The sequence below is a fragment of the Lentzea sp. NPDC051838 genome (assembly GCF_040681245.1).
GTDB lineage: Bacteria > Actinomycetota > Actinomycetes > Mycobacteriales > Pseudonocardiaceae > Lentzea.
The window spans coordinates 106,917-133,258 of the sequence record NZ_JBFAYI010000013.1 but is presented as its reverse complement, the minus strand read 5'-3'; the positions used below and the strand labels follow the sequence as shown (position 1 = coordinate 133,258).

25 protein-coding genes are annotated in these 26,342 nt (G+C 67.6%); 13 read left to right on the top strand and 12 right to left on the bottom strand.

The annotated features are described in order from the left end of the window. Positions 1-213 precede the first annotated feature (213 nt). The 6 genes from AB0M24_RS26500 (at position 214) to AB0M24_RS26475 (ending at position 5,763) form a co-directional block, all read left to right on the top strand. Entirely contained in the window at positions 214-618 is a 405-nt protein-coding gene (locus AB0M24_RS26500) for a hypothetical protein (protein WP_363773174.1), read from the top strand. A 68-nt stretch (positions 619-686) separates the two neighbouring features. Beyond that, entirely contained in the window at positions 687-1,331 is a 645-nt protein-coding gene (gene trmB / locus AB0M24_RS26495) for a tRNA (guanosine(46)-N7)-methyltransferase TrmB (RefSeq protein WP_363773438.1), read from the top strand. 132 nt (positions 1,332-1,463) lie between these two features. Beyond that, the gene (locus tag AB0M24_RS26490; protein WP_363773171.1) at positions 1,464-2,570 is read left to right on the top strand and encodes a nitric oxide synthase oxygenase; all 1,107 of its coding nucleotides are present in this window, start codon (positions 1,464-1,466) and stop codon (positions 2,568-2,570) included. 292 nt (positions 2,571-2,862) lie between these two features. After that, positions 2,863-4,020 carry a histidine kinase gene (locus tag AB0M24_RS26485; protein ID WP_363773168.1) on the top strand — a complete coding sequence of 386 codons (1,158 nt, stop codon included), beginning with the start codon at positions 2,863-2,865 and terminating at the stop codon, positions 4,018-4,020. A gap of 107 nt (positions 4,021-4,127) precedes the next feature. Then, positions 4,128-4,250, top strand: a complete 123-nt coding sequence (locus tag AB0M24_RS26480; RefSeq protein ID WP_363773165.1) for a hypothetical protein — start codon at positions 4,128-4,130, stop codon at positions 4,248-4,250. A 199-nt stretch (positions 4,251-4,449) separates the two neighbouring features. Then, positions 4,450-5,763, top strand: a complete 1,314-nt coding sequence (locus tag AB0M24_RS26475) for an amidohydrolase (RefSeq protein WP_363773162.1) — start codon at positions 4,450-4,452, stop codon at positions 5,761-5,763. A 30-nt stretch (positions 5,764-5,793) separates the two neighbouring features. On the opposite strand, the gene AB0M24_RS26470 is transcribed toward AB0M24_RS26475, so the two are convergent. After that, positions 5,794-6,471 (bottom strand): SDR family oxidoreductase, encoded by a 678-nt coding sequence (locus AB0M24_RS26470; protein WP_363773159.1) that lies wholly within the window; start codon positions 6,469-6,471, stop codon positions 5,794-5,796. 14 nt (positions 6,472-6,485) lie between these two features. On the opposite strand from AB0M24_RS26470, the gene AB0M24_RS26465 reads away from it, so the two are divergent. Beyond that, positions 6,486-7,661, top strand: a complete 1,176-nt coding sequence (locus AB0M24_RS26465; protein ID WP_363773156.1) for an MFS transporter — start codon at positions 6,486-6,488, stop codon at positions 7,659-7,661. Here AB0M24_RS26465 and AB0M24_RS26460 read toward each other — a convergent pair. The 5 genes from AB0M24_RS26460 to AB0M24_RS26440 all read right to left on the bottom strand — a co-directional run bounded on the left by AB0M24_RS26460 (position 7,634) and on the right by AB0M24_RS26440 (position 14,422). Then, entirely contained in the window at positions 7,634-8,170 is a 537-nt protein-coding gene (locus AB0M24_RS26460; protein WP_363773153.1) for a DUF3455 domain-containing protein, read from the bottom strand. The two genes, AB0M24_RS26465 and AB0M24_RS26460, sit on opposite strands and share 28 nt — an antisense overlap. 124 nt (positions 8,171-8,294) lie before the next feature. Continuing rightward, positions 8,295-8,837, bottom strand: coding sequence for a DUF3455 domain-containing protein (locus tag AB0M24_RS26455; RefSeq protein WP_363773150.1), 543 nt, complete (start codon positions 8,835-8,837; stop codon positions 8,295-8,297). Positions 8,838-8,957: 120 nt separating this feature from the next. Continuing rightward, complete coding sequence (locus AB0M24_RS26450; protein ID WP_363773147.1) at positions 8,958-11,054, bottom strand: PhoX family phosphatase; 2,097 nt, start codon at positions 11,052-11,054, stop codon at positions 8,958-8,960. A 129-nt stretch (positions 11,055-11,183) separates the two neighbouring features. Then, on the bottom strand, positions 11,184-13,199 hold the full coding sequence (locus tag AB0M24_RS26445; RefSeq protein WP_363773144.1) for a PhoX family phosphatase: 2,016 nt from the start codon (positions 13,197-13,199) through the stop codon (positions 11,184-11,186). Between the two features lie 56 nt (positions 13,200-13,255). Further along, positions 13,256-14,422: an MFS transporter gene (locus tag AB0M24_RS26440; RefSeq protein ID WP_363773141.1), complete on the bottom strand. Its 1,167-nt coding sequence runs from the start codon at positions 14,420-14,422 to the stop codon at positions 13,256-13,258. Positions 14,423-14,489: 67 nt separating this feature from the next. On the opposite strand from AB0M24_RS26440, the gene AB0M24_RS26435 reads away from it, so the two are divergent. Both AB0M24_RS26435 and AB0M24_RS26430 read left to right on the top strand, forming a co-directional pair. Beyond that, positions 14,490-15,116: an HAD family phosphatase gene (locus tag AB0M24_RS26435; RefSeq protein ID WP_363773138.1), complete on the top strand. Its 627-nt coding sequence runs from the start codon at positions 14,490-14,492 to the stop codon at positions 15,114-15,116. A gap of 9 nt (positions 15,117-15,125) precedes the next feature. Further along, the gene (locus tag AB0M24_RS26430; RefSeq protein ID WP_363773135.1) at positions 15,126-15,872 is read left to right on the top strand and encodes an SDR family oxidoreductase; all 747 of its coding nucleotides are present in this window, start codon (positions 15,126-15,128) and stop codon (positions 15,870-15,872) included. Here AB0M24_RS26430 and AB0M24_RS26425 read toward each other — a convergent pair. Beyond that, entirely contained in the window at positions 15,850-16,299 is a 450-nt protein-coding gene (locus AB0M24_RS26425) for a hypothetical protein (RefSeq protein WP_363773132.1), read from the bottom strand. The genes AB0M24_RS26430 and AB0M24_RS26425 overlap by 23 nt on opposite strands. A 112-nt stretch (positions 16,300-16,411) precedes the next feature. Further along, positions 16,412-16,543: a hypothetical protein gene (locus tag AB0M24_RS26420; protein WP_363773129.1), complete on the bottom strand. Its 132-nt coding sequence runs from the start codon at positions 16,541-16,543 to the stop codon at positions 16,412-16,414. Positions 16,544-16,690: 147 nt separating this feature from the next. Here AB0M24_RS26420 and AB0M24_RS26415 point away from each other — a divergent pair, with 147 nt between their 5' ends. Continuing rightward, entirely contained in the window at positions 16,691-17,425 is a 735-nt protein-coding gene (locus tag AB0M24_RS26415) for an SDR family oxidoreductase (protein ID WP_363773126.1), read from the top strand. A gap of 41 nt (positions 17,426-17,466) precedes the next feature. Here AB0M24_RS26415 and AB0M24_RS26410 read toward each other — a convergent pair whose 3' ends face one another. After that, positions 17,467-18,549, bottom strand: coding sequence for an inositol-3-phosphate synthase (locus AB0M24_RS26410; protein ID WP_363773123.1), 1,083 nt, complete (start codon positions 18,547-18,549; stop codon positions 17,467-17,469). A gap of 30 nt (positions 18,550-18,579) precedes the next feature. After that, positions 18,580-19,116, bottom strand: coding sequence for a PadR family transcriptional regulator (locus AB0M24_RS26405; RefSeq protein WP_045312832.1), 537 nt, complete (start codon positions 19,114-19,116; stop codon positions 18,580-18,582). Between the two features lie 164 nt (positions 19,117-19,280). On the opposite strand from AB0M24_RS26405, the gene AB0M24_RS26400 reads away from it, so the two are divergent. The 3 genes from AB0M24_RS26400 (at position 19,281) to AB0M24_RS26390 (ending at position 24,211) form a co-directional block, all read left to right on the top strand. Then, a complete protein-coding gene (locus AB0M24_RS26400; protein ID WP_355565761.1) occupies positions 19,281-19,679 on the top strand; it encodes a DUF5318 domain-containing protein in 399 nt (132 codons plus the stop codon). A gap of 401 nt (positions 19,680-20,080) precedes the next feature. Beyond that, positions 20,081-22,534, top strand: coding sequence for a transglycosylase domain-containing protein (locus AB0M24_RS26395; protein WP_363773118.1), 2,454 nt, complete (start codon positions 20,081-20,083; stop codon positions 22,532-22,534). 105 nt (positions 22,535-22,639) lie between these two features. Continuing rightward, on the top strand, positions 22,640-24,211 hold the full coding sequence (locus AB0M24_RS26390) for a glycosyltransferase 87 family protein (RefSeq protein WP_363773115.1): 1,572 nt from the start codon (positions 22,640-22,642) through the stop codon (positions 24,209-24,211). On the opposite strand, the gene AB0M24_RS26385 is transcribed toward AB0M24_RS26390, so the two are convergent. Together AB0M24_RS26385 and AB0M24_RS26380 are read right to left on the bottom strand one after the other, a co-directional pair. Beyond that, a complete protein-coding gene (locus AB0M24_RS26385) occupies positions 24,144-25,478 on the bottom strand; it encodes a hypothetical protein (protein WP_363773435.1) in 1,335 nt (444 codons plus the stop codon). The genes AB0M24_RS26390 and AB0M24_RS26385 overlap by 68 nt on opposite strands. Positions 25,479-25,524: 46 nt before the next feature. After that, the gene (locus tag AB0M24_RS26380; protein ID WP_363773112.1) at positions 25,525-26,295 is read right to left on the bottom strand and encodes a deoxyribonuclease IV; all 771 of its coding nucleotides are present in this window, start codon (positions 26,293-26,295) and stop codon (positions 25,525-25,527) included. Between the last annotated feature and the right edge of the window lie 47 nt (positions 26,296-26,342).

Here is a 26,342-nt window from a genome sequence, read left to right as displayed (position 1 = left end):
CGTTGCGTAAGAGTGGTGTTAACAAGCCATGAAATGGCACTTTCTGGACATCACCGGCGTTTGAGTTCGCGTTCAATGGGGTTATCCCGGTGCCGGAGGTGGCCAGTGGCGGTTCGTGTCGAAGCAATGCTCAGCCTCGAGTGGGCAAGCGCGCTCGAGGTTCCCAACTCTCCTGACCTCGCCAGCACACCGGCAGAAGCTCGTCGTTCCTGGGTGAACAAGGCGAGTGAGAAGCAGGTCCTCGCGACCTACCGCGCGGTGAACGCGGTGGGTGACGCGCCCGCACCGTGGTGGCTGCGCGCACTGGACCGCGGCAAGCTGAAGTCCCGTGCCGAAGGTCACGCCGTCGAGGACGCCGTGACGGCACTGCTGGCGGACCGTCCCGGCTGGGTGTTCGTGCCGTGGGTCGACCTGGGCGAGGTCGGGTTCTGGGAGTTCGTGCCGTCCGAGAGCGGTGTCTACGGGCCTGCCACGCCGACAACGGTGCAGTTCACGGACTCGCACCGCGGTTTCGTCCACCTGGTCCCCGCGCACCGCGGGCACGGTCGTCCTCAGCCCATCGACTTCACCGTGGCCGACCTGCGTGACCAAATCGAGGACATCGAACTCATCGCCTAGTCTGTACGGCTGTGACCAGGCCTGAGCACCACCGTTCCATCGTCAGCTTCGTCCAGCGCGGCGAGCGCATGACCGTGGGGCAGGAGCGTGCCTGGGACACGTACTGGGAGAAGATGGGCAACGACGTGAAGTCGTTGCCCGAGGGACCCCTGGACTTCGACACGTGGTTCGGCCGTTCCGCGCCCGTGCTGCTGGAGATCGGGTCCGGCATGGGCGAGACGACGTCGCAGCTCGTGGCCGCCGCGCCGGAGCTCAACTACGTGGCCGTCGAGGTCTACAAGCCCGGCCTCGCCCAGCTGCTGCTGCGCGGCGAGCACCTCGGCGGGCTCGACAACCTGCGCGTACTGCGCGGTGACGCCGTCGACCTGCTGACCTCCCACATCGCACCCGCGTCGTTGCACGGCGTGCGGATCTTCTTCCCGGACCCGTGGCCGAAGAAGAAGCACCACAAGCGCCGGCTCGTGCAGCCGGAGTTCGTGTCGTTGCTGGCGTCGCGGCTGGAGCCGGGTGGCGTGCTGCACCTCGCGACGGACTGGGAGAACTACGCGGACCAGATGCTCGAGGTGTGCTCGGGCGAGCGGCTGCTGACGAACATGTACGACGGCTGGGCGCCTCGGCCGGACTGGCGGCCCGTCACGAAGTTCGAGCAGCGTGCCGTGAACGAGGACCGCGTTTCCCACGATCTGATGTTCAAGCGGAACGACCTCACCTGATAGAGGTCTCAAGCAGGCCGTTCCGCCACTGGGGGTCTAACTCTCACCCAATTGGGTGGCGGGTGTTGATCACCCGAAATGCCCCGAGTGGCAGTGACGCGTGAAGCCGTTCCGGCCATAGGTTTCCGCTCCGTGACCCCCGACGTCCTCCCCGTCGCGGAGGAGTTCGTCCGCATGTTCCACGCGGCGCACTCCGACGCAGGCTCGCTGTCCGCCCGCATCGCCCAGGTGCGCGCCGAGATCGCCGAGACCGGAACCTACCGCCACACCACCAACGAGCTCGCGTACGGCGCGCGGATCGCGCTGCGAGATTCCGGTTGGTGCACCTCAGGTGTTCCGTGGCGACGACTCAAAGTCCGCGATCTGCGCGGCTATCGCAACGCGGCCGCCGTCGCCGGCGAGTGCGTGGAGCATCTGAGGCTCGCGACCAACGGCGGTGAGATTCGGCCGCTGGTCACGGTTTTCGCGCCGGACGCGCCCGGCTCGCCGGGGCCGGTGATCTGGAACGAGCAGCTGATCCGGTACGCCGGGTACGCCGACGGGATGGGGGACCGTCGCTACACCCAGTTCACGGAAAGCATGCAGGGCATGGGATGGCGGCCACCGGCCCGTCGTTCGCGCTTCGACCTGCTGCCGTTGGTGGTGGAGACGGAGCACGAGGGACCGCGGCTGTTCACGTTGCCGTCCGAGATCGTGCACGAGGTGCCGCTGGAGCACCCGACGTTGCCGTGGTTCGGCGAGATGGGCCTGCGCTGGCACGCGGTTCCGGTCATCTCGAACATGAAGCTGTCGATCGGCGGCGTGAACTACCCCGCGGCGCCGTTCAACTCGTGGTTCGTGGGCGCCGAGATCGGCACGCGCTCATTGGCAGAGGAAGGTGCTTACGGTGTGGCGCGCTCGGTTGCCGAGGCGTTGGGTTTGGACACAACGTCTGAACGCACGCTGTGGCGGGACTTCGCGACCGTTCACCTGAACGCTGCAGTGCTGCACTCGTTCGACAAGGCGTCCGTCACCATCACGGACCACCACGCGGAAGCCTTGCACCGCCTCGCGTGGCTGCGCTCTCGCCAACGACCGTCCGCCGCACGTCCGGCGTTCCGGCTGGACACCGCAGCCGCGGCGCGCGCACGGAACGGTTCTCCGGCGCGCTTCACGGCCGCGTTGGACGAAACCCGTCCACAACCGACGAGCAGGCTGGCGGAGCTGCTCCGCCAGCAACACTCCCTGACCAGCGTCTGACTTCCCCATCACACGCTGGTTCGGGCTCTAGTGCTTCGAGTCGATCATCACGCCCGAAAGAGCCATGAGCGCAAGGACCAACAGGCCGACCACCGCGGCGGCCCAAGTGAACACAACTGACAACATGGCGTCCTCCGTTTCCCCGACTGCTCCTCCAGAGTCCGTGACCGGGGCGTGATCCGGCATCCGCCGGGAGGGTATTTCCGCAGGTCGCCCACTCAGCCTTCTGGCTGATGCCGGGGTAGCCCCGAGTCGGACGCGGGATCAGCCTTCCGGCTTTACGGTGTACGGCGTGGAGAGCACGGACTTGAACTGGCGGTTGCTCGCCAAACGCCAGTGGCCGCTGGCGCTCTCGCTCACAGTCATCGCCCTGTTGGAGACCCAAGCCATCGAGACGGGTCTCGGGTGGTGGCAGGTTCCCGGTGTCCTGGTGATCTGCGTGATCGCCGTGCTGGCACCCCGCAGACCGTTCGACGCGGCACTCGCGCTGGCCTTCGCCATCGCGTGCGTGGCCGTCTACATGCGGTTTCTCGGCGTGCCCATCAAGCTGCACATCTTCGCGAGCGGCGCGAGCATCGCGATGACCGGTGCCGCGATGGCCACGATCGCGACCCTGGTGCGGGTGTCGTCCCGTGTTCGTTCGGTGGTCGGCACGCTGCTGGTGATCGCCGCGATGGTCGTCGCCGAGGTGCTGGGCTGGCCGGTCGTGGCGCCGGTCGAGTACGGCGAGTGGAGCCCGGACACGTTCAACTTCTCGGTCGCCGCGTTCGTCCTGCTCGTGCTCTCGGTGGGAACCGGCCTGTATTTCCGGGCAAGGGACGCGGAACGTGCGTCTCAACTGGCTGCTTCCGTTGCGGCGGCGCAGAACGCGGAGCGGATGGCGTTGGCGCGGGAGTTGCACGACGTCGTGGCGCACTACGTGACGGCGATCGTCGTGCACGCGCAGGCGGGTCAGCTGAACCGCGAAGTCGACGTGCTGCCCTCTATTGCCGCTTCCGGCACCGAGGCTTTGACCGCGATGCGTCGTCTGGTCGGGACCATGCGGGACGGTGAGTCCGCCGGGCCGGCCGCGTCTTCGTCGTTGATGAACGACGTGAGCTCGCTGGCTTCGGAGTCCGAGCTGCCGGTGCGGTTGTCGTACGACCTGAAGGACGCGGTGCCGCAGGAGCTCGCCCGGTCCGTGCTGCGGTTGGTGCAGGAGTCGTTGACCAACATCCAGAAGCACGCGTCCGCCGTGTCCTCAGTGGACGTTTCACTGTCCTCGAGCGACGGTGTGCTGTTCCTGCGCGTCGAGGACGACGGCGTGGCTTCGGGCGTTCCCGTTGGCGGCTCAGGAGGTTACGGGATCGTCGGCATGCGCGAGCGCGTCGAACTGCTGGGTGGGAAGTTCTCCGCAGGCCGACGCGAACCGACTGGGTGGACGGTTCGCGCCGAACTGCCGATCTCTTAGCGTTCGTCGCGGATGACGTCGAACTCCTGCGTCATCTCGACATCGCTGAACTGGTCGTCGTTCTGAGGGTCGATGTCGGCCACTGATGCCTCCGCATGATCACGCCCGTGTCCCGTGCGAGTGTGATCATGCCAACTCAGCGCCGAGTCGGCGGCTTGGGGGTGGCGGGCTTCTGTGCGCGGCGGAAGTCTCCACTGGACGTGCACGGCTTCTTCGACATGATCATGTGACGCCTCTGCTCGTGTCGTGGTTGCTCCGGGATGCACAAAGGGCCCGCCGGTTTCGTGCTCGGCGAGCCCTTTGGTCAGGGGCAAGTTTGTGGCCGGGGCGGACCCTGGGGGTCGGCCCGCGCCCGACGGGGACAGGATTCCCAGCGCTTCCGGATCCATGCATGCTTGTGATCGGCGTCACAGTGTCAGAATTCTCCGCATGTCACTGCGCCTGCACGCCCCGGTGGTCCTGCCCTGCGACCCGTCCTGCTCGGTGTTGCGGGATGCCGTCGTGGACGTGGTCGACGGTCGAGTCACCTATGTGGGTGGTGCCGCGGATGCGCCCGCCTTCGACGGCGAGGTGCGGCAGCTGTCCGGGATCCTGCTGCCCGGCCTGGTGAACACCCACGCGCACAGCCCGATGACGGTGCTGCGCGGCCTGGGTTCCGACCTGCCGTTGCTGCGGTGGCTGCAGGAGGCCATGTGGCCGAACGAGGCTCAGATGACGGCGGCCGATGTCGGCACCGGCATGTTGCTGGGTGCCGTGGAGATGCTGCGGCACGGGGTGACCACGTCCGCCGAGATGTACTTCCACGGGCCTGAGCTGGTGTCTTCGGTGCTGGCCGCCGGGTCGCGGGTGGTGTTCGGCGGGGCGATCCTCGACGTGCCCGGGATGGACTGGCGTTCGCTGACCGACGAGATCTCCGCGTGGATCGACGCCGACGGCCGCGTTTTCGGACCCGGTGGCCGGATCGAGCTGGCGTATGGACCGCACTCCGCGTACACGCTTTCCGCTGCTCAGCTGACCGCGGTGGCTGTTGAGGCTCGTGCGCGCGAGGCGTTGCTGATGGTGCACGTCGCCGAGTCGCCGTTCGAGGACGAGGCGCAGCGGGCCGAGTACGGGTCGGTGCCCGCGTTGTTGAAGGCTTCGGACGTGCTGGGTGGGCGGGTGTTGTCCGCGCACTCCGTTCATCTGTCCGACGACGACATTGCCCTGTACGCGTCGTTCGGGGTCGGGGTGGCGCACTGTCCCGGGTCCAACGCCAAGCTCGCCTCGGGGATCGCGCGCGTGCCGGAGATGCTGGCGGCCGGGGTGTCGGTCGGCCTCGGCACCGACGGGCCCGCGTCCAACGACGACCTGGACCTGTTCGAGGAGGCACGGCTCGCCGGGCTCTTCGCGCGGGTGTCGAAGATGGACGCGACCGCGCTCGGCGCCGCGCAGGCGTTGTTGATGGCCACTCGGGGCGGGGCTTCGGCGCTGGGCCGGTCGGACATCGGCGCGCTGGAGGCCGGTCGGTGGGCCGATGTCGTGCACATCGCCGCTGACGACCCGGCGTTCGCGACCGGGTTGGACGCGCCGGACTCGCAGCTGCTGGCGAACCTGGTGTGGGGGTCCGGTTCGCGCCGGGTCACCGACGTGTGGGTGGCCGGCGACCACGTCGTCGCCGGTGGGGAGTCCACTCGGGTGGATCGGCAGGAGGCGCAGGCCGGAGTCACCGCGGTGGCGCAGCGACTCCGGAACGTCAACCTCTGACCACAGCCTGTTGATGAGGCTGTGGACAACTCACCTCGGCCGGGACCGGACGATGAGCTCGGTGATGTGGGCGTCGGGCGTCGCCAGCACGGCTGACGCCACCGCCCGGCCCACCGAGGCCGGGTCGATGTACTGCGAGGGCTCGTAGTCGCCGCCCTCCTGGCGGCGCACGTCCTCCTGCATCGGCGTGGCGGTGCGGCCCGGGTAGACCGAGGTCACGCGCAACGCCGGCTCGTCGCCTCGCAGGGCGTCGGCGTAGGCGCGGAGAGCGAACTTCGAGGCCGCGTACACGCCCCAGCCCGGGTTGGCGTTGCGGCCGGCGCCCGAGTTGATCAGGACGATGTGGCCCGAGGCGGCCCTGAGCTGGGGCAGCACCAGGTTGGTCAGTTCGGCGACCGCGAAGACGTTCACGTCGAAGGTCTGACGCCACACGTCCATCGAGGCTTCGGCCAACGGACCGAGCATCGCGACACCGGCGCTGTGCACGAGCACGTCGAGACGCTGCAGCGGGGCGAGGTCGGCCGAGGCGACGTTCGTGAGGTCGAACGGCCAGGCCTGAGCGCCGGGCAGTTCCGATGCCAGCAGGGACAGGGACGTTTCGTCGCGTCCGCCTAGCAGCAGGTCGTGGGTTGGGGCCAGACTGCGGGCGATGGCCGAGCCGATTCCGCTGGATGCCCCGGTGACGAGGGCGACCGGACGATCAGTCATGGGGGAACATTAGCGTGCCTAAGAAGTTGATCCTGCCGTACTTGTGCCTGCTCTACTTCATCAACTACCTGGACCGGGTCAACATCGGGTTCGCCGGGCCCAACGGGATGTCCGAGGAGCTGAAACTCAGCGCGACCGTGTTCGGGTTCGCGTCCGGGGTGTTCTTCATCGGGTACCTGATCCTGGAGGTGCCGAGCAACCTGGCGTTGCACAAGTTCGGCGCACGCAGGTGGATCGCGCGGATCATGATCAGCTGGGGGATCGTGGCGAGCGCGATGGCGTTCGTGCCCAACGGGACCGTGCTGATCGTGCTGCGGTTTCTGCTGGGAGTGGCGGAGGCCGGGTTCTTCCCCGGGATCATCCTGTACCTGACGTACTGGTTCCCGGAGAAGGACCGCGCGCGGATCGTCGCGTTGTTCATGGTGGCGGTGCCGATCTCGACCGCGCTCGGGGCGACGCTCAGCGGGTTGCTGATCCAGGTCACGGACTGGCGCACGATGTTCCTGATCGAGGGGCTGCCGGCGATCGCGCTGGCGTTCGTGACGTGGTTCTGGTTGCCGGACAAGCCTTCGGAAGCCCTCGACGAGCCGGCGAAGGAGCACTGGCCGCTCAAGAAAGCGCTCACACACCCGCGGATCCTGGCGTTGAGCTTCGTGTACTTCGGGATCGTCTACGGGCTGTACACACTGGGCTTCTTCCTGCCGACGATCATCAAGGGCCTGGCGCCGGGAGCGAACATCGTCGAGCGCGGGCTGATCAACGCGATTCCATACGTCCTCGGCGCGGTCGCCATGATCCTGTGGGCCAGGCACGGCGACCGCACCGGAGAACGGAAGTGGCACGTGGCCGCGCCGATGTTGCTCGGTGGAGCGGCCATCCCCGTCGCGCTCTACCTCGACAACCCCGTTGCGGCGATGGTCGCGGTGAGCGTGTGCGCGATCGGCGTCTGTGCTGCTCTGCCCACGTTCTGGGCGTTGCCGACGAGCTTTCTGGGAGGGACGGCCGCGGCGGGCGGCATTGCGTTGATCAACTCGCTGGGCAACGTGAGCGGGTTCGTCGCCCCTTACGTCACCGGGTGGCTGCGCGACGTCACCGGGACGCAGAAGACCGGGCTGTGGGTCGTCGGCATCACGATGGTCGCGGCAGCCGTGGTGGCGCTGGTTCAGCGAGCGGGTGCGGAGAAGGTGTAGATCGCCTCGTAGTGCACGGACGTCTGGGCGCCTTCCTGGCAGCTGCCCGCCGGTGCGAGGCCGCCCTTGGTCGAGAGGCGCTGCACGTAGCTGACCTTGCCGAACACGCCGTCACCACGCACAGCCTTGGCCTTGAGCAACAGCTCGGGCACGGCACCCGGAACCTCGTTGCGGGCGCCGTCGACCGGGGCGGCCTCGACCGCGCTGCCGTCGACGGTGGACACCCAGATCGGGCCCCGGGAGTGCAGGGCGACCGCCCGGCCGAGGCGATCTGCCAGCGTGGCGGCGGGTTCGAGGCCCTTCCACGCATTCGCCGTGCAGGTGTACGTCTGCACACCCTTGGCGTAGAACTTCGCGACGAGCTTGTTGCCCGCGGGAACCTGAACCGCGGGAGCGACCTTCGTGTCGGCGGTGTCGAGCGACGGGGTCGGCGCCGCGGTGGAGCCGGCGCCTCCGATGCCGATACCGAGAAGAGTTGCGGAAACCAGCAGCAGACCAGCACGCTTCATTACTCACTCCAAAGTAGACAGTGCGACGTGTCTCTCGTTTGAGCGGTGCAGCCACCAGGGCCTACGGACTGACGACCGCACCGGTTCAAACGACTTCACGAAGTGAGACGGCGTGCGCTCAGCGTCAGGACGCCGGAGCGAAGAAGGTGTAGAGGGCCTTGTAAGGCACGGAGATCTGAGCACCGGCGGTGCAGCCACCGGACGGGGCGACGCCGCCCTCGGTCGCGAGCCGCTGCACGTAGCTGACCTTGCCGAACAGGCCGTCGCCGCGCACCGCTTTGGTCTTCAGCAGGAGCTCCGGAACGGCGCCCTTGACGTCGTTCTTGGCACCCTCGACCGGGGTCGCCTCGACCGCGCTGCCGTCCACTGTGGACACCCAGATCGGGCCGCGGGAGTGCAGGATGATCGGCTTGCCGTCCTTGTCCACCAGCGTCGCGGCGGGCTCCAGGCCCTTCCACGCGTTCGCGGTGCAGGAGTACGTCTGGACACCTGTGGCCTGGTACTTGCCGACCAGCTTCTGACCGGCCGGGACCTGGACGGCGGCCGCGACAGGAGCGTCCGGCGAGGCCTGGGCAACCGGGGTGGGCGTCGCGGTGCCGGCGGTGGTACCGCATGCGGCGAGACCCAGAAGAGCAGCGGTACCAACGAAAAGTCCGAGCTTGCGCATGACTCACTCCAAAGTAGACAGACCAAAGTGGACCTTGGCTGTCCGCGGTGCAGCCACCCATCACACGGATGGATGGCCGCACCGGTTCAAAATCGAACTACGAGTGAGTCAGACCACAGATCAGTCGCAGATGCGGCGACGGTCCTTGCGCCACACCACGGCGACGGACGGACGCGGCTGCGAGGTGCCACCGTCCGGCCAGTGCGACATCGGGTTGTTCGCCGAGGCGCCGTCGAGCTCACCGGGGTGCTGCACGGACACCAGCACGAAATCCTCGGTGACGACCGGACCGCAGGTCTCCGCACCCTTGGGCACCGTGAGGAACTGCTTCACGAGACCGCGGCGCTTGCCCTCGACCGGCACCGCGAACAGGCCGTCGTTGGACCCCAGGGCGTTGCCGTCCGTGGAGATCCACAGGTTGCCGTGCGAGTCGAACGCGACGTTGTCCGGGCACGAGATCGGGCTGACCTGTGACTTGTCGTAGCCGCCGAAGTACGTGCCGGGGTCCTTCGGGTCACCGCAGACGAGCAGCAGCTTCCACGAGAACGTCAGCGCGGTGTTGTCCGAACGCCGCTCCTCGATCTCCAGGACGTGGCCGTGCTTGTTGGCGACGCGCGGCGCGACCTCGGTGGCGCCTTCCTTGCCCGCCTTGCCGCGGTCGGTGTTGTTCGTCAGCGCGGCGTAGATCCGGCGGTTGTGCAGCGAGGGCTCGACGTCCTCGGGGCGGTCCATCTTCGTGGCGCCGACCTTGTCCGCGGCCAGCCGCGTGAAGACGTAGACCTCTTCCGCGGTGAAGCCCTCGACGAACGACTTGTCGCCGGCGGCCAGCGGGATCCACTTGCCGGTGCCGTCGAACTCGCCGTCTGCGGGCAGCTTTCCGGTGCCGTCGATCTCGGCAGCCGGGCTGTCGCCGGTGAACTGCGCGACGTAGAGCGTGCCCTTGTCCAGCAGGCGCTTGTTGTGCTCGCGGGCGCGCTTCGAGTCGCCCTTCTGCATCTTCTCGTCCGAGACGAACTTGTACATGTAGTCGAAGCGCTCGTCGTCGCCCATGTACGCGACCACACGGCCGTCCTTGGCGACGATGATGTTCGCGCCCTCGTGCTTGAAGCGGCCGAGCGCGGTGTGCTTGACCGGCGTCGACTTCTTGTCGAGCGGGTCGATCTCGACGATCCAGCCGAAGCGATTCGCCTCGTTGGGCTCCTTCGACAGGTCGAAGCGCTTGTCGAAGTTCTCCCACTTGCGCAGCGACGCGCCGCCGCTGATGCCGTAGCGGGCGAACTTGGCCTTGGTGTCCGGGTCGGTCACCAGGCTCGCGTTCGCGAAGTACTGGTTGAAGTTCTCCTCGCCGGACAGGATCGTGCCCCACGGCGTGACGCCGCCGGAGCAGTTGTTCTGCGTGCCCAGCACCGTCTTGCCGGACGGGTCCGCGGAGGTCCGCAGGTACTTCGAACCGGCGGCGGGGCCACGCACCTCGAACGGCGTGGTCAGCGTGATCCGGCGGTTGTACTTCGCCTTGTCGTCCGGGCAGACGAAGAGCTTGCCGGTGCGACGGTCGCGGTCGACCATCACGACCGACAGGCCGTGCGCGGCCCACGCGATCTTGGCGTGCTTCTCGGTGACCTTGTCGGCCGCCCAGTCCTTGAACATGAACGACTCGGTCGTGTACTCGTGATTGCTCACCATGAGCCAGCTGTTCGGGTCGCCGGGCACCGGGACGAGACCGCAGAAGTCGTTGTTGAAACCGAACTGCTGCGCCTGCGCCTCAGGCGTCTGGTTGTCGAAGTCGAACTTCGGCGCACCGTCCAGCACCGCGTCACCCCAGCGGATGACGACGTCCTGCTGGAACCCCTCGGGAACGGTGATCTGGTCGAGGGTGTTGGGCGCCACCGACTTCCAGTTCAGGCCGTTCGGGTTGCGGCCGTTGATGTTCACGTCGACGTCGACGTCGACGTGAACCGGGTCGGCGGCGGCCGAGCCGGCCATCGCGGCCGCACCGGCGCCCGCGACCGCGAAGACGGCGCCTGCCTTCAGCATGCCGCGGCGGCTCACGACGTCCTTGACGACGTCACCGAAGTACGCGTTCTGCGACGTGTTGGGCGCCTCGTGAGCGCACGCGTTGCCGCAGCGGAACTCGCAGGTGACGGCCTGACGCCCGAGCGGGTGGTTCGTCGGGAGCAGGGGCAGCAGGCGGCGGCCCCGATCGGTGGATGAAGACACGCAGGCCTCCGAGATCGGTCAGTGTGGGAACTGGCCGAACCTAAGAGCCCAACGAGATCGCCTGCCGTCCAGCAGATGAACGGCAGGCGAACTCGTACTACGCCCGAACGATCACAACACGGTCCGTGGTCAACCGATTTCACCCAGCTGACGACGACCCTTGCGCCACACCGCCACGACCGACGGACGAGGCCTCGCGGTACCCCGGTCCGGCCAGTTGGAGGCGGGCTTGTCGGCACTCGCGCCGTCCACCTCGCCGGGGTGCTGGACGCACACGGTGATCACCCGCTCGCCGATCACCGGACCGCACGTCTCGCCACCGCGCGGCACCGTGAGGAAGAGCTTCAGGTGGCCGCGTTCCGGCCCTTCCAGCGGCACGGCGTAGAGACCGTCGTTCAGCCCGTCGAGCTTGCCGTCGGCGTCGGTGGAGATCCACAGGTTGCCGTACCGGTCGAACGCGACGTTGTCCGGACTGGAGATCGGGCTGACCTGCGACTTGTCGTAGCCGCCGAAGTACGTGTTCGGGTCGTCCGGGAAGCCGCACACCAGGAAGAGGTCCCAGCTGAACGTCAACGCGAGCGCGTCACCCCGCCGTTCGGTCACCTCCAGCACCTGGCCGTGCCGGTTGTTGATCCGCGGGTTCGGCTCGGTCGGGCCTTCCTTGCCCGCCGTGACGCCGCGCTCGACGTTGTTGCTCAGCGCGCAGTAGACGGTGCCGGTGCGCGGGTGGCACTGGATGTCCTCGGGGCGGTCCATCTTGGTGGCGCCGACCTTGTCCGCCGCGATGCGCGTGAAGACGTACACCTCTTCCGCGGTCATCCCGGGCACGAAGGACTTCTTGCCCGCCGCGAGCGGAATCCACTCGCCGCTGCCGTCGAACTTCCCGTCGCTGGGCAGCTTTCCGGTGCCGTCGATCTCGGACACCGGGCTGTCGCCCTTGAAGCGCGCCACGTAGAGCGTGCCGTCGTCGAGCAGCGTCATGTTGTGCCGGCGCGCGGCCTTGCTGTTGCCGTGCTTCATCTTGCCGTTCGAGATGAACTTGTAGATGTACTCGAACCGCTCGTCGTCACCGGAGTACGCGACGACCCTGCCGTCCTGCGCGACGCGGATGTTGGCGGTCTCGTGCTTGAAGCGGCCGAGGTGCGTGTGCTTGATCGGCGTCGAGTCCGGGTCGTTGGGATCGAGCTCGATGATCCAGCCGAACCTGTTGACCTCGTTGGGTTCCTGCGCGAGGTCCCAGCGCTTGTCGAAGCGCTCCCACTTGCGGGTGGTCGCGGTGCCGGTGACGCCGTAGCGGGTCAGCTTCGGGTCGTTGCGGCCGGCGGCGTTCGCGAAGTACTGGTTGAAGTTCTCCTCGCCGGACAGGATCGTGCCCCACGGCGTGACGCCGCCGGAGCAGTTGTTGATCGTGCCGAAGACCTTCTTGCCGGTCGGGTCGACGGAGGTCTTCAACAGGTCGCTGCCCGCGGCCGGGCCACGCACCTCGAACGCCGTGTTCAGGGTGATCCGGCGGTTGTACCTGCTGAAGCGCGGCTTGTAGTGCCCGGAGAACAGCGACCGCTTGATCATGAAGACGGACAGGCCGTGCGCGGCCCAGGCGACCTCGACCTGGTTGCGGGTGGGGTTGTTCGCGTCGTAGCCGCTGAACATGAACGGCTCGCTGGTGTACTCGTGGTTGGTGACCATGATCCCGGTCAGCTCCAACGGGTCCAGCGGCAGGATCGCGGCGAAGTCGCAGTTGAAGCCGAACTGCTTCTCCTGCTTGGCGGCGGTCTGGTTGTTGAAGTCGAACTCGGGGACGCCGGGGAAGAGCGGGTCGCCCCAGCGGATCACGATGCCCTGCTCGTACCCCTCGGGGATGACGACCTCGTCCTTGGTGTTGACCTCGACCGGCTTGAAGTCGAGTCCCCTGGGTGGGCGGCCCTGGGACTCGGGTGCCGCGGCGGCGGTCGCCGGAACAGCGACAGTGGCGGCGGCTGCGACGACCGCGCCCGCCTTGAGCGCCGTGCGGCGGCTGATCAGATCACCGAGATAGGCGTTGTCGGATGTGTTCGGGACGTCGTGGAAGCACGCGTCCCCGCAGCGGTATTCGCATGTCACCGCTGCTCTGCCGACGCGGTGGTTGACGAGCGGCAGAGGGATCATGTGGTGGCCTCCTACGGTCGGTGCGGGAACCGCCACCGACCGTAGTTCAGCCGTTGTTAACCCACTAGCTGCTCGCTCGCAATCACGACTTCCGTAGGGACCTCACGGGTGTCGGTGCGGTTGAAGGTCAGCAGCACGGCCGCGACCGCGCACAGGACCGCTGCCACGACGAACGGCTGCGCGAGGTGGCTCACGAACGTCGCCGCCAGCGCCCCGCCGAGCCACCGCAGGAAGTTGTACCCGGCGCTCGCGACCGGCCGCGGCGCGTCGCTCACGCTCATCGCGGTGCCGGTGAACAGGGTGTTCAGCAGGCCGCTGACCAGGCCGCTCACGATCACGGCGACCACCAGCAACGGCTTGCTCGGCACCGCCATCAGGAGCATGAGCAGGGCGAACGCGAGGACCGATCCGATGATCGCGTGCTTCTCGCCGACGCGGTCCGCGAGGCGCGGCGCGAGGAAGACGCTGGAGACCGCGACGCACACGCCCCAGCCGAAGAAGATCAGTCCGATCTCGACGGCTCCCCACTGGAGCACGAACGGCGACCAGGCCAGAACCGTGAAGAACGCGGCCGTGTAGAGGGCGGCACCGATCGAGGTCCTGAGCAGAACCGGGTGCTTGAGAGCCTTCAGCGGGTCGAGCAAGCCGATCTTCGGACGTTCCTGGTGCGAGTCCCTGGCCAGGAAGACTGCGCAAAGGATCAGCGCGACGGCCATCAGCACGGCGGTGCCGAGGAACGGCCCGCGCCACGAGAAGCTGCCCAGGAGCGCGCCGAGCAGCGGTCCGACGCTCAGACCGAGGCCGAGCGCGGCCTCGTAGAGCAGGATCGCGGCCTTCTGCCCGCCGCTGGCCGCGCCGACGATGACGCTGAGCGCGGTCGCGATGAAGAACGCGTTGCCGAGCCCCCAGACGGCTCGCAGTCCCACGAGCTGGCCGATGCTCCCTGCCGCCGAGCACGCCAGCGTGGCGATGACGATCAGCGCGAGCCCGCCGACGAGCGTGCGCTTGGCGCCGAAGCGGGCCGTCGCGGCGCCCGTGAAGAGCATCGCCACGACCTGGACGCCGAGGTAGGAGGAGAAGAGGAGGGTGACCTGCGACGGTGTTGCGTGCAGACCCTCCGCGATGGACAACAGGATCGGGTCCACGAGCCCGATCCCCATGAAGGCGATGACCGCGGCGAACGCCGTGATCCACACCTGCTTGGGCTGAGCTTTGAAATTCACTTAGCTATCCTAACCTTCTTTGGTTAGCATGGCGAAGTATCGTGCGCCACAGGGTACGGTTCGTGGCGTGGATGCGGTGATCTTCGACCTCGACGGCGTGCTGATCGACTCCGAGCAGGTGTGGGACGAGGTGCGCCGGGAGTTCGCTCGGGTGCACGGTGGCGTGTGGACCCCTGAGGCGACTCGGGCGATGCAGGGGATGTCGACGCCCGAGTGGGGCGCGTACCTGGTCGATCTCGGCGTTCAGCTGTCCGCTTCGGAGGCTTCCGCCGGCGTGATCGCCGAGATGGAGAAGGCGTACGCATCACACCTTCCAGTGATTCCTGGCGCTGTGGACGCGGTTCGGGCCGTGGCCGCGCGCTTTCCGGTCGCGATCGCCTCTTCGGCACCGGCCGTGCTGATCAAGGTGTTCCTGGACGTGACCGGGCTGCCGGTGCCCGTCGCGGTGTCGTCGGAGGAGTGCGCTGCCGGCAAGCCTTCGCCGGACGTCTACCTGCTGGCGGCGTCACGGCTCGGCGTTTCTGCGGCTTCTTGTTACGCCGTCGAGGATTCGACGAACGGGCTGCGCGCCGCCCTGGCCGCAGGGATGACCGTGCTCGCCGTGCCGAACCCGCATTTCCCACCTGCTGAGGAAGTGCTGTCGAAAGTGACGGTTCTGTCTTCTATCGCTGACTTGCCGGGCGCGCTGACGTAACTTCCGCGCATGCTGCTGCGGGACAAAGTCGCCCTGATCACGGGCGCCTCAACGGGAATCGGTGCGGCCGCCGCTCGCTTGTTCGCGGCCGAGGGGGCTTCGGTGGTGCTCGCCGCCAGGTCGTCGGACAAGATCACTTCGTTGGCCTCGGAGATCGGCGGGGTCGCGGTCGTCGCGGATGTCGCTTCTGATTCGGACTGCGCACGTGCTGTTTCCACTGCGGTGGAACGGTTCGGGCGCCTCGACGTGGCGTTCAACAACGCGGGCGTCGGCCCGGACGGCATGGTGCTGACCGACAGCACCGCTTGGGACGCAACGCTTTCAGTCAACTTGACCGGTGTCGCGCAGTGCATGCGGCACGAGATCCGCGCCATGGTTTCCGGAGGCGGCGGCGCGATTGTCAACAACGCCAGCACAGCCGCGTTCTTCGGCACGGCCTTCGCCTCGGCGTACTCGGCCGCGAAGCACGGCGTGATCGGCCTGACCAAGACGGCGGCCGCCGAGTACGGCCGGGCGGGCATCCGCGTGAACGCCGTGAATCCGGGTGTCGTCGAGACTCCGCAGACCGAGCCGTGGTTCTCGATCCCCGGCGAACGCGAGCGCGCCGCAACGTGGAACGCCTTGAAGCGCTTGGCTTCTCCCGCCGAAGTCGCCGAAGCCGCGCTGTGGCTGCTGTCGGACCGGGCGTCGTTCGTGACGGGCGCGGTCCTGGCGGTCGACGGCGGCTACACGGCTATCGCGCCGGGCGTGGGCTGACGTAGCTGATCGCGGCCATCCCGATCGCGATGCAGGTGCACGCGATGACGCCCTTGGGCCAGTAGATGTGGCTGTCGAGGAACAGGAAGCTGCCTGTGAGCAGGAAGGCAGCTCCTGGAATCGCCTTGAGCTTGTGCTGGAACAGCGCGCAGACACCTATGGCGATGCTGGCCGCGAAGAACGACCACGCCCCGACGTGCCCGAGCTGGTTGCCGATCGCGAAGACGGGCTGCGCGGCCTCGCGGGCGTTGTTCATCGTCATCGCGCCGCCACCGATGCCCGCCAACGCGTCGAGCGCGCCGTAGAAGACGACGTATCCGAACGCCGCGATCCTGGCCGGGTAGCGCACCCACTTCGGGGAGTCTTCGAGCAGAACCCATTGCGCGGCACCGAGGAGCGGGAAGACCACCGCCAGGATGATGTGCATGTCCCGCTACCACTGCGCGGTGTCCACGTCGAGGTGGTGCGGGTGGGTCAGCCCGATGCCGGCCAGGACCAGGCCGGGGAGGGCGACGAGAAGCGTGCGCACTCCGGGGACGTTAGCGCTGATCGTTCACGGTGTTCCACTCGAAGCCCGCGACACTCCAGCCCCGGTTGAGGTCGGGAACGCTGTAGGCACCGGCGACGATCAAGGCGACTCCGGCCAACGCTAACAGTGCTTTGCGAACCATCGGCCCGCTCCTTTCCATTGGAAGCGCCGATCGTGCGGGGTGGAGGCGGGGACCGGTCCCCAGTAGCGACAGCAGAAGTTGGGCTCAGACGTGCAGGCAGCCACGGGTGCTATCGCTGGTGGCGGACGCGGTCCTAGCGTGGCGCTCATGACGCAACGAGTTGCTGTGGTCACCGGCACGGCGCAGGGCATGGGGCTGCGGATCGCGGACGTGCTGCGCGAGGACGGGTTCGCCGTCGTCGGGTTCGACCTGCAGGAGAGCAAGGACGGGGTCGTCGGCAACGTCGCCAGCGCCGAGGACGTGCAGCGGCTGACCGACCACGTCATGAGCACCCACGGACGAGTGGACGTGCTGGTCAACAACGCCGGGATCGCGGGCATCGTGCCGTTCGAGGACACCAGCCTCGAGCAGTGGGAGCGGATCATAGCCGTCAACCTGACCGGGCCGTTCCTGCTCACCAAGGCGCTGGGCAAGATCATGCTGGCACAACACTCCGGCAGCGTCGTCAACATCGCGTCCGTCGCCGGGCTGCAGGGGGTCGCGGACCGGGCCGCGTACAACACCACGAAGCACGGGCTGATCGGGCTGACTCGCACGCTCGCCGTCGAGTGGGGCGGGCGGGGGATCCGGGTCAACGCCGTGTGCCCCGGCTGGGTCAAGACCGAGATGGACGTCGAGTCGCAGGCCGGCGGTTACTACATCGACGAGGACATCACGAACCACGTGCCGGCCAACCGGTTCGCGGTGCCCGACGACATCGCGCAGGCCGTCAGGTTCCTGGCCAGTGACAACGCGCGGTACATCAACGGTGTGGCGCTGCCCGTCGACGGCGGGTGGACCGCGGACGGCAGCTGGCAGAAGCTGCGGCTCTCGAAGCGCTGACCAAGAGGCCGCCCTCGAAGAAGAGGGCGGCCTCCAGCAAGTCACTCGCCGCGGATGAAGGCCTCGACGGCCTCGTGCGCCTCGGGGTCGGAGTACTGCACGGGCGGGGACTTCATGAAGTACGACGACGCCGAGAGGATCGGGCCGCCGATGCCCCGGTCCAGGGCGATCTTCGCCGCGCGGACCGCGTCGATGATGATGCCCGCCGAGTTCGGGGAGTCCCACACCTCGAGCTTGTACTCGAGGTTCAGCGGCACGTCGCCGAACGCGCGGCCCTCAAGGCGCACGTAGGCCCACTTGCGGTCGTCGAGCCACGCCACGTAGTCCGACGGGCCGATGTGGACGTTGTCCTTGCCGATGTCGCGGGACAGCTGCGACGTCACGGACTGCGTCTTGGAGACCTTCTTGGACTCCAGGCGCTCCATCTCCTTCATGTTCAGGAAGTCCATGTTGCCGCCCACGTTCAGCTGCATGGTGCGGTCGAGCTGGACGCCCCGGTCCTCGAAGAGCTTCGCCAGCACGCGGTGCGTGATGGTGGCGCCGACCTGGGACTTGATGTCGTCACCGACGATCGGCACACCGGCCGCGCGGAACTTCTCCGCCCACTCCGGGTCCGACGCGATGAAGACCGGCAGCGCGTTGACGAACGCCACACCGGCGTCGATGGCGCACTGGGCGTAGAAGCGGTCCGCTTCCTCGGAGCCCACCGGCAGGTACGAGACGAGCACGTCGGCCTCGGCCTCGCGCAACGCGGCGACCACGTCGACCGGCTCGAAGTCGGACTCCTCGATGGTCTCCCGGTAGAACCGGCCGAGACCGTCGTAGGTGTGCCCGCGCTGCACGACGACGCCCAGCGGCGGCACGTCCGCGATCTTGATCGTGTTGTTCTCGCTGGCCACGCTCGCCTCGGCGAGGTCGACGCCGACCTTCTTCGCGTCGACGTCGAACGCTGCGACGAACTCGACATCGCGCACGTGGTAGTCACCGAACTGCACGTGCATCAGGCCGGGCACGCGGGTGTTCGGATCGGCGTCCGCGTAGTAGTGGACGCCCTGCACCAGCGACGCCGCGCAGTTGCCAACCCCGACGATGGCCACTCGAACGGTGCGGCGGTTTCCGCCCATTGCCGAGTCCTCCTTGATCAACGGTGAGTACTACTCGTCCTGCTCGGACTGTTCGTGCGCGATGAGCTCGTTGAGCCACCGCACCTCGCGCTCCGTGCTTTCCAGGCCCTGCCTGTGCAGCTCACGGGTGTAGCGGTCGATCTGCTCACTCGTGCGCGTGAGCCGCTCGCGGAGTCCTTCCCTGCGTTCCTCGACACACCGCCGGCGGCCTTCCAGGATGCGCATCCTGACGTCGGCCGGCGTGCGTGAGAAGAACGCCAGGTGAACCCCGAACGAGTCGTCGTCCCAGGTCTGCGGACCCGCGTTGGCGAGGAGATCGGCGAACCGTTCCTTACCTTCCGGTGTCAGCTTGTAAACCTTGCGTGCCCTGCGTCCCCAAGAAAGGGCCGACTCCTCCGGCCCCTCCTCCACGATCAGGCCCGCACGTTGGAGTCGCCGCAGTGTTGGGTACAGCGATCCGTAGGAGAACGCGCGAAACGCTCCGAGCAGGTCGTGCAAGCGCTTGCGCAGCTCGTAGCCGTGCATGGGCGCCTCGTGCAGCAGGCCGAGCAGCGCGAACTCGAACACGAGTCACCTCCTCGCACCTGCACCGATAGGTGAGGCGATTATATCGCCGCGATACATCGATGGCCCCTCTCAACTGTGGGATGTGGCACACCGTCATATCGCGTCGGACTTCGCTGCCCTGAACGGCCCATCATCGGAAAGCGGTCGGCACGTACTCTGGTCACGTGTTGACCCAACGGCAGGTGGTGGACTACTCGCTGCAGCGACGTGCGCTGCTGGCGGAGGTCTACTCTGGCCGCACGGGCACCATGGAGGTCTGCGACGCGTCCCCGTACCTGCTGCGAGCTGCGAAGTTCCACGGTACGCAGACGGAAGTGCCTTGCCCTGTGTGCCGCAAGGAACCCCTCACGAACGTGTCTTGGGTCTACGGTGACGAGCTCAAGCACGCGACAGGCTCAGCGCGGACAGCTGAAGAACTCGTGAAGATGGCAACCCTCTTCGACGAGTTCACCGTGTACGTCGTTGAAGTTTGTCGCACATGCAGTTGGAACCACCTGGTGCAGTCATACGTCCTGGGGAAGCGTGGGCTGGAAAAGCCACGCAGGAGGACTGCGGCGGAATGACCCACGGGTGAGACTGCTCCGAATGAAGTACGACCACCGAACCGCGTGCTGAAGTACGCCGGTCTGGGAGGCCTTTTCACGTGAACGACCAGCATGATGACCGGCAGCGCGGAGGCGAGCCGCAATGGCCGACCGGGGACGACCCGGACGGCGGCGGCACGAGGCGCGATGTCCCGAATCAGCCACGACCGGGCACCCCGCCCGGCGGTTTCGCACGCCCTCCCCAGGGTGGCACGCCACCCGGTGGTTTCCCACAGCAGCAGCCACCACGCCGCCCGAACGGACCAGGCGGTCCGCAGGGTGGAGCGCCTGGTGCGCCGGGTGGGCCCCAGGGCGGTCCAGGCCGTCCGCAGGGTGGCCCCGGTGGACCTGGCGGGCGTCCCCCGACGCCTCCCGGTGGCATGCCGATGCAGCCGCCTCCCGGTGGCCGTCGCCCCGGTGGACCCGGCGGCCCGCAGGGTGGCCCCGGCCGTCCCGGTGTACCCCCGCGCAACCCCGGCGAGGAGCGGACCACGCAGCTGCCGCCGGTGAACCGGCCGACGCAGCGCGAGCCCGAGCTGATCACGCACCGCGAGCCCGAGGACGAGTTCCTCATGGCCGGCGGCATCGACGATGACGACGAGTACTACGACGACGAGCCGGAGCTCACCGAAGAGGAGGAGCGTCGTCTGCGCAAGAAGAAGATCTGGAAGCGCGTGCGGATCGGTGCGTTCGTCGCGATCGGTCTGATGATCCTCGGTCCGGTGGTGGCGGTCGCGATCGCGTACCCGCTGCTCGACTGGCCGAAGCCCGAGGAGATCGCGGCCACCCAGAACAAGACGATCACGCTGCAGTACGCCGACGGTCAGGAGATGACCAAGATCACGTCGCCCGGTGAGAACCGGACGATGCTGACCTACGACGAGATCCCCGAGACCGTCAAGCACGCGGTGCTGGCCGCCGAGGACGCGGACTTCTACGAGAACCCCGGCTTCGACGCCAAGGCCATCCTGCGCGCCGCCTGGTTCCAGGTCACGAGCGGTTCCGGTGGTGGTTCCGGTCTGACCCAGCAGTACATCAAGAAGGCGACCGGCAACGAGGACCCGACGCTCTCGCGCAAGTTCACGGAGGTCGTCAAGGCCTTCAAGATGAGCAACGAGTCGGACCACAACACGATCCTCACCGCGTACCTCAACACGGTGTACTTCGGCCGCGGCGCGAACGGCTTCAAGGCCGCGGCGCAGGTGTACTACAAGAAGGAGATGAAGGACCTCACTCCTTCCGAGGCGGCGCTGATCGCGGCCATGATCCAGACGCCCTCCTGGTCCGAGGACAAGGAGCACTCGCAGAAGCAGTGGAAGTACGTCATGGGCCAGATGCTGCAGAAGCACTGGATCGACCAGGCGTACTACGACGCCGAGCAGTGGCCGCAGCCGAAGTCGTTCGCCGAGACGCAGCCGAAGTCTCTCGAAGGCCCGCGCGGCCTGATCGTCGACCAGGTCCAGGAGGCCCTCGAGGCCGAGAAGACCGGTGTCTCGTTCGAGCAGGCGCAGAAGACCGGCGTCACCATCCAGACGACGATCGACCAGAAGATGCAGGGCGCGGCCGAGGAGGCCGTGGACGAGATCATGATCAAGGGTGCGCAGCCGGAGGCGTTGAAGACGTCCCTGACCGCCATCGATCCCTCGACGGGCGCTGTCCGCGCCTACTGGGGTGGTCGTGACGGGCGCGGCTCCTTCGACTACGCGAAGGGCACGCTCCAGGAACCCGGTTCGTCGTTCAAGCCGTTCGACCTGGTCGCGGCACTGCAGAACGGCAAGGGCCTCGGCACCGTGTACGACGGCTCGTCGCCCCGCAAGTTCCCCGGTGTCTCGGTGCCGATCCGCAACTCCGGTAACGACAACTCCTGTGGCAAGGAGTGTCCGGTCCGCACGGCGATGATCAAGTCGTTGAACACCGTGTTCTACGACATGGTCGTGAACGACATCGGCGTCCCGAAGACCGTGAAGGCCGCGCATCAGGCGGGCATCCCGGACGAGGTCAACATCGGCAACGGCCCGAAGAAGCTGCTGGTCGGTGAGGACGGCGGTACCCCGAACGGTGGTATCGCCCTCGGTGGTGACCAGGCGGTGGTCCGCCCGTTCGACATGGCCTCGGCGTACGCGACGTTCGCCGCACGCGGTGTCTACCGCGCGCCGTTCTTCATCCTGAAGATCACCGGCCCCGACGGTGGCGTGCTCTACCAGCACGCGGACCAGCCGATCTCGGCGTTCGACCCGGACCAGACGAAGAGCCAGGACATCGCCGACAACGTCACCGACGTGCTGAAGGAGATCCCCAAGGCCTCCGCTGGGACCACGTGCGCGGGCGGCCGCGAGTGCGCCGGCAAGACCGGTACGCACGAACTGGCCGAGAGCGCCGGTCAGGGTGTGGGCCTCAACTCGAAGGCGTGGATGGTGGGCTACACGCCGTCCATCTCGGCGTCCGTGTGGGTCGGCCGCAACGAGGGCAACCTGCCCATCCGCGACAAGACCGGCGCCAACATCTTCGGTTCCGGTGTGCCGGGCAGGATCTGGGCGACCTTCATGAACAAGGCGCTGGCCGGCAGCCAGATGGAGAAGTTCCCGAAGGCCAAGCCGCTCAACCAGTACAACCCGCCGTCGAAGTCGGTGGCGCCGTCGTCGAGCCAGCCGACCAACACGCCGGACCGCCCGACCGGTCCGACCGGTCCGACCGGCCCCACCAAGCCGTCGAACCCGGACGACCCGTGCACCGGCTTCCTGTGCCCCGACCCGCCGACGTCGAACACCAAGCCGACGAAGACGACGACGCCCAACCCGGGACCAGGAGACATCCGAAATCCCGGCGGCGGGTAGTACCCGTCCACAGCTGAAGGGCCTGGTGCACTCCGCACCAGGCCCTTTGCTTTGGTCCGGGGATGTTGACCACGGCGAAACGGTCTTGGCCGTAACATCCGCGACGTGCCCAGCAGCCCTGCCGAGCTTCCCGCCGAGGACACCGACTCGCTCACGCACGAGGAGCGGGTGGCGCCCACCTGGACCGAGTCGCTCGCCCGCACCCTGAGCAGACCTTTCGGCGGTCCGCTCGGCGAACACGCGCAGGTCGGCAGGCACTGGTTCTGGACGGCGCTGCGGGTGGTGCTGCTGCTCGCCGTGCTGACGCTGCTGGCCGGGTGGGTGCAGAAGTCGCCGTGCATCCAGCAGTACGTCGACGACAAGGGCCAGGTCCAGCTCGACTGGCGGGGCAGCAAGCAGTTCACCGCGCTCTGCTACTCCGACACCGTGCCGCTCTACACCGCGGAACGGCTCGACCAGCGCGGCTCCTTCCCGTACATCACGTCGTGGAAGGACGACGAGGGCAAGCCGACCGAGCACGTCCGGTACATGGAGTACCCGGTCATCACCGGTGTGTTCATGTGGCTCAACGCGCGGGTGGCGCAGGGGCTGGTGGCGCTCGTTCCCGGCCTGCCGATGACGGTGATCGTGTTCTTCAACGTCACGGCGTTCTGGCTGGCGGTGGCGTGGCTGGTGACGGTGTTCTCCGTCGCGCGCATAGCCCGCAGACGAATGTGGGACGCCGCTCTGGTCGCGGTGTCGCCGCTGGTCATCGTCCACGCGTTCACGAACTTCGACACGATCGCGACGGCGTTCGCCACGGCCGGTCTGCTGGCGTGGGCGCGGAAGAAGCCCGCGCTCGCCGGTGTGCTGATAGGCCTCGGTGGTGCGGCGAAGCTCTACCCGTTGTTCCTGCTCGGGCCGTTGCTGTTGCTGTGCTGGCGTTCTGACCGGTTGAAGGCGGGCCTCACCACCACCGCGTCGGCCATCGGGGCGTGGGCGCTCGTCAACGCGCCGATCGCGTTGAACCCGGCCTCCGCTGTGGGTTGGAAGGAGTTCTTCCGCCTCAACACCGAGCGCAACGCCGACCCGGACACGATCTACAACGTGCTGGTGCAGTGGACCGGGTGGCAGGGCTTCGACCCCGGACTGGCGCAGGGGCAGGCGCCGACCGTGCTCAACACCGTGAGCTCGGTGCTGTTCATCGCCTGTTGTGCCGGCATCGGCTACGTGGCGCTGACCGCACCGACCCGGCCGCGGCTCGCGCAGCTCGGGTTCCTCGTCGTGGCGGCGTTCCTGGTGACGAACAAGGTGTGGAGCCCGCAGTACTCGTTGTGGCTGGTGCCGCTGGCGGTGCTCGCGTTGCCGCGCTGGAAGCTGCTGCTGGCGTGGATGACGATCGACGCGCTGGTGTGGGTGCCGCGGATGTACTTCTACCTCGGCACCGACAACAAGGGTCTGCCGATCGACTGGTTCCTCGGCGCGGTGCTGCTGCGGGACGCGGCCGTCATCGGGCTGTGCGTGGTGATCCTGAAGGAGATCTACCGGCCGGAGCGCGACGTCGTGCGGATCTCCGGCGACTTCGACCCGTTGGCCGGTGTCATGGAGGAGAGTCCGGACCGGCGGATCGTCAGGCCCTCACGACACGAGCCGGCGCATCGAATGCACGATCGTCCTCTGTCACGTCACGAGACCTGAGGAACACCACGAACAGCGCGACCAGCAACGCGGCCCGGCCCCACACGCCGATCATGACGGCCTGCGCCGACCAGCTGTCGTAGATCCCGGCGGGCTGCCCGAACTCGATCGCCCAGAACCAGCGGAAGATCCCGATGCCCATGAACAGGTCGACCACGTAGTACGAGAGCGCCCACATCAGCGGCACCCGGATCAGCACGAGGAACGGCACCAGCCAGATCGTGTACTGCGGCGAGTGGACCTTGTGCAGCAGCATGAAGCCGCACAGCATCGCGCCGGAGACCTGGATCCACGGGTAGGTGCCCTCACGCCGGAACCGCAGCCAGCCGTAGCCCGCCGCGATCACGAACGAGAGCACGATCAGGATCGGTGAGAGCACGCCGACCAGCGACTGCATCGGGTCGTCGCCCATGAACGGCCGCAGGCCCCAGTACCAGATCGAGTTCGTCGTGATGTCGACCCGGCGCAGCTGCTGGAACTCGAACGAGGCGAGCCAGCCCTCGTAGCCCGCGACCGCGAACGGCAGGTTGACCAGCACGACCGTGACGATCGAGGCCAGCGCGACCCTCACCGCACCCGCGATGTCGACCTTCTTGCCGGCGGGCATCTCCTGGCCGCGCCAGCCACCCGTGGCGACGAAGAGCATCAGCGGCAGCACGAAGGCCGCCGGGTAGACCTTGAACGCGAACCCGAGACCGAGCAGGACCGACGCGACCGTCGCCCGTTCGACCAGCGGCCGGTTCCAGCGGTGCACCACGTAGACCGCGGCCACCGAGCACAGCGCGACCGGCAGGTCCCAGTTGTGGAACGCGTACAGGATCAGCGGTGGCCCGATCGCCCACAGCAGGGCGCGCCAGCGGGCCAGTTTGCCCAGCAGCCAGCCGGTGAGCAGGCCGAACGGCATCAGCAGCAGCGAGGAGTAGAGCAGGTACTCGGCGTCGTTGTGGGCGAAGATCGCGCCCGCCCAGATGAGCAGGCCCGACAGCACCGGGTACTCGACGGAGCCGCCGACGAGGATGCCCTTGTCGTTGATGCCGCCGTCGACGTACGGGAAGACGTGCCGGTCGATGTCGCGCCCGATCCAGAGGTGCTGGATGTCGGAGTAGCAGACCTCTTCCTTGTTGCGCTCGTCGTAGTCGGGCTGCGTGCGGCCCCACTGGTCGAACGCCGGACCGGTGCAGCGGTCCTTGTTGATGAAGCCCAGCAGCAGCGTGAGCCCGCACAGCAGCACGAGGACGACCGCGGCGGGGCGGCCGAAGTGGGTCACGAACCGCCCGCGCTCAGGCGGCGCGCTCACCACCTCGTGCACCGCGTCACCGGCCGGCGCGGTCGCGGAGGAACGCGATGTCGTCGGCCTGGCCCTCGTCGGGCGTCTCGACCACGACGGGGCAGCCGGCGGTGGCGACGACGGCTACCAGCTGGTCGGCGTCGATGGTGCCGGTCTTGATGTTGTCGTGCCGGTCGCGCGAGGAGCCGAACTCGTCGCGCGAGCTGTTGAGGTGCACGAGGTCGATGCGGCCGGTGATCGCCTTGACCCGCTCGACGATGCCGACGAGGTCCTCACCCGCGGCGAACGCGTGGCAGGTGTCGAGGCAGAAGCCCTGGCCGAACTCGCCGACCGCGTCCCAGAGGCGCTTGAGGTTGTCGAACGAGCGGGCCATGGCGCCGTCGCCGCCCGCGGTGTTCTCGATCAGGATCGGGACCGCGAAGCCGCCCTCGGCGACCTGGCGCTCGAAGAACTTGCGCCAGTTCGCGAAGCCGTCGGCCGGGTCCTCGCCCTTGGTGACGTGCCCGCCGTGCACGATCAGGCCCTTCGCGCCCACGGTCGCGGCGGCCTCGGCGTGCTGCAGCACGTTCTTGCGGCTCGGAATCCGGATCTTGTTGTTCAGCGACGCGATGTTGATCATGTACGGCGCGTGGATGAACACGTCCAGATCGGAGGCGAGCAGCGCTTCCGTCTGCGGATGAGGTTTGGGCTTCTTCCAACCCTGGGGATCCGACAGGAAGAACTGGACGACCTCGGCGCCGCGTTCGGCGGCGGCACCGACCGGGTCGTCGTCGCGAACATGTGCCCCGATGCGCATGAGCAGGAGGGTAGTCGGAGGCCATAACGCGACCGCAGCGGCCGCCG

What these genes read in the sequence shown, in the direction of transcription:
- AB0M24_RS26420 (WP_363773129.1), bottom strand. Translation starts at nt 16,543, where the DNA reads ATGGTTCGCAAAGCACTGTTAGCGTTGGCCGGAGTCGCCTTGATCGTC.
- AB0M24_RS26470 (WP_363773159.1), bottom strand. Translation starts at nt 6,471, where the DNA reads ATGACTGATCGTCCGGTCGCCCTCGTCACCGGGGCATCCAGCGGAATC.
- AB0M24_RS26410 (WP_363773123.1), bottom strand. Translation starts at nt 18,549, where the DNA reads ATGGGCGGAAACCGCCGCACCGTTCGAGTGGCCATCGTCGGGGTTGGC.
- AB0M24_RS26380 (WP_363773112.1), bottom strand. Translation starts at nt 26,295, where the DNA reads ATGCGCATCGGGGCACATGTTCGCGACGACGACCCGGTCGGTGCCGCC.
- AB0M24_RS26395 (WP_363773118.1), top strand. Translation starts at nt 20,081, where the DNA reads ATGCCGATGCAGCCGCCTCCCGGTGGCCGTCGCCCCGGTGGACCCGGC.
- trmB (WP_363773438.1), top strand. Translation starts at nt 687, where the DNA reads ATGACCGTGGGGCAGGAGCGTGCCTGGGACACGTACTGGGAGAAGATG.
- AB0M24_RS26445 (WP_363773144.1), bottom strand. Translation starts at nt 13,199, where the DNA reads ATGATCCCTCTGCCGCTCGTCAACCACCGCGTCGGCAGAGCAGCGGTG.
- AB0M24_RS26415 (WP_363773126.1), top strand. Translation starts at nt 16,691, where the DNA reads ATGACGCAACGAGTTGCTGTGGTCACCGGCACGGCGCAGGGCATGGGG.
- AB0M24_RS26430 (WP_363773135.1), top strand. Translation starts at nt 15,126, where the DNA reads ATGCTGCTGCGGGACAAAGTCGCCCTGATCACGGGCGCCTCAACGGGA.
- AB0M24_RS26455 (WP_363773150.1), bottom strand. Translation starts at nt 8,837, where the DNA reads ATGCGCAAGCTCGGACTTTTCGTTGGTACCGCTGCTCTTCTGGGTCTC.
- AB0M24_RS26475 (WP_363773162.1), top strand. Translation starts at nt 4,450, where the DNA reads ATGTCACTGCGCCTGCACGCCCCGGTGGTCCTGCCCTGCGACCCGTCC.
- AB0M24_RS26460 (WP_363773153.1), bottom strand. Translation starts at nt 8,170, where the DNA reads ATGAAGCGTGCTGGTCTGCTGCTGGTTTCCGCAACTCTTCTCGGTATC.
- AB0M24_RS26425 (WP_363773132.1), bottom strand. Translation starts at nt 16,299, where the DNA reads ATGCACATCATCCTGGCGGTGGTCTTCCCGCTCCTCGGTGCCGCGCAA.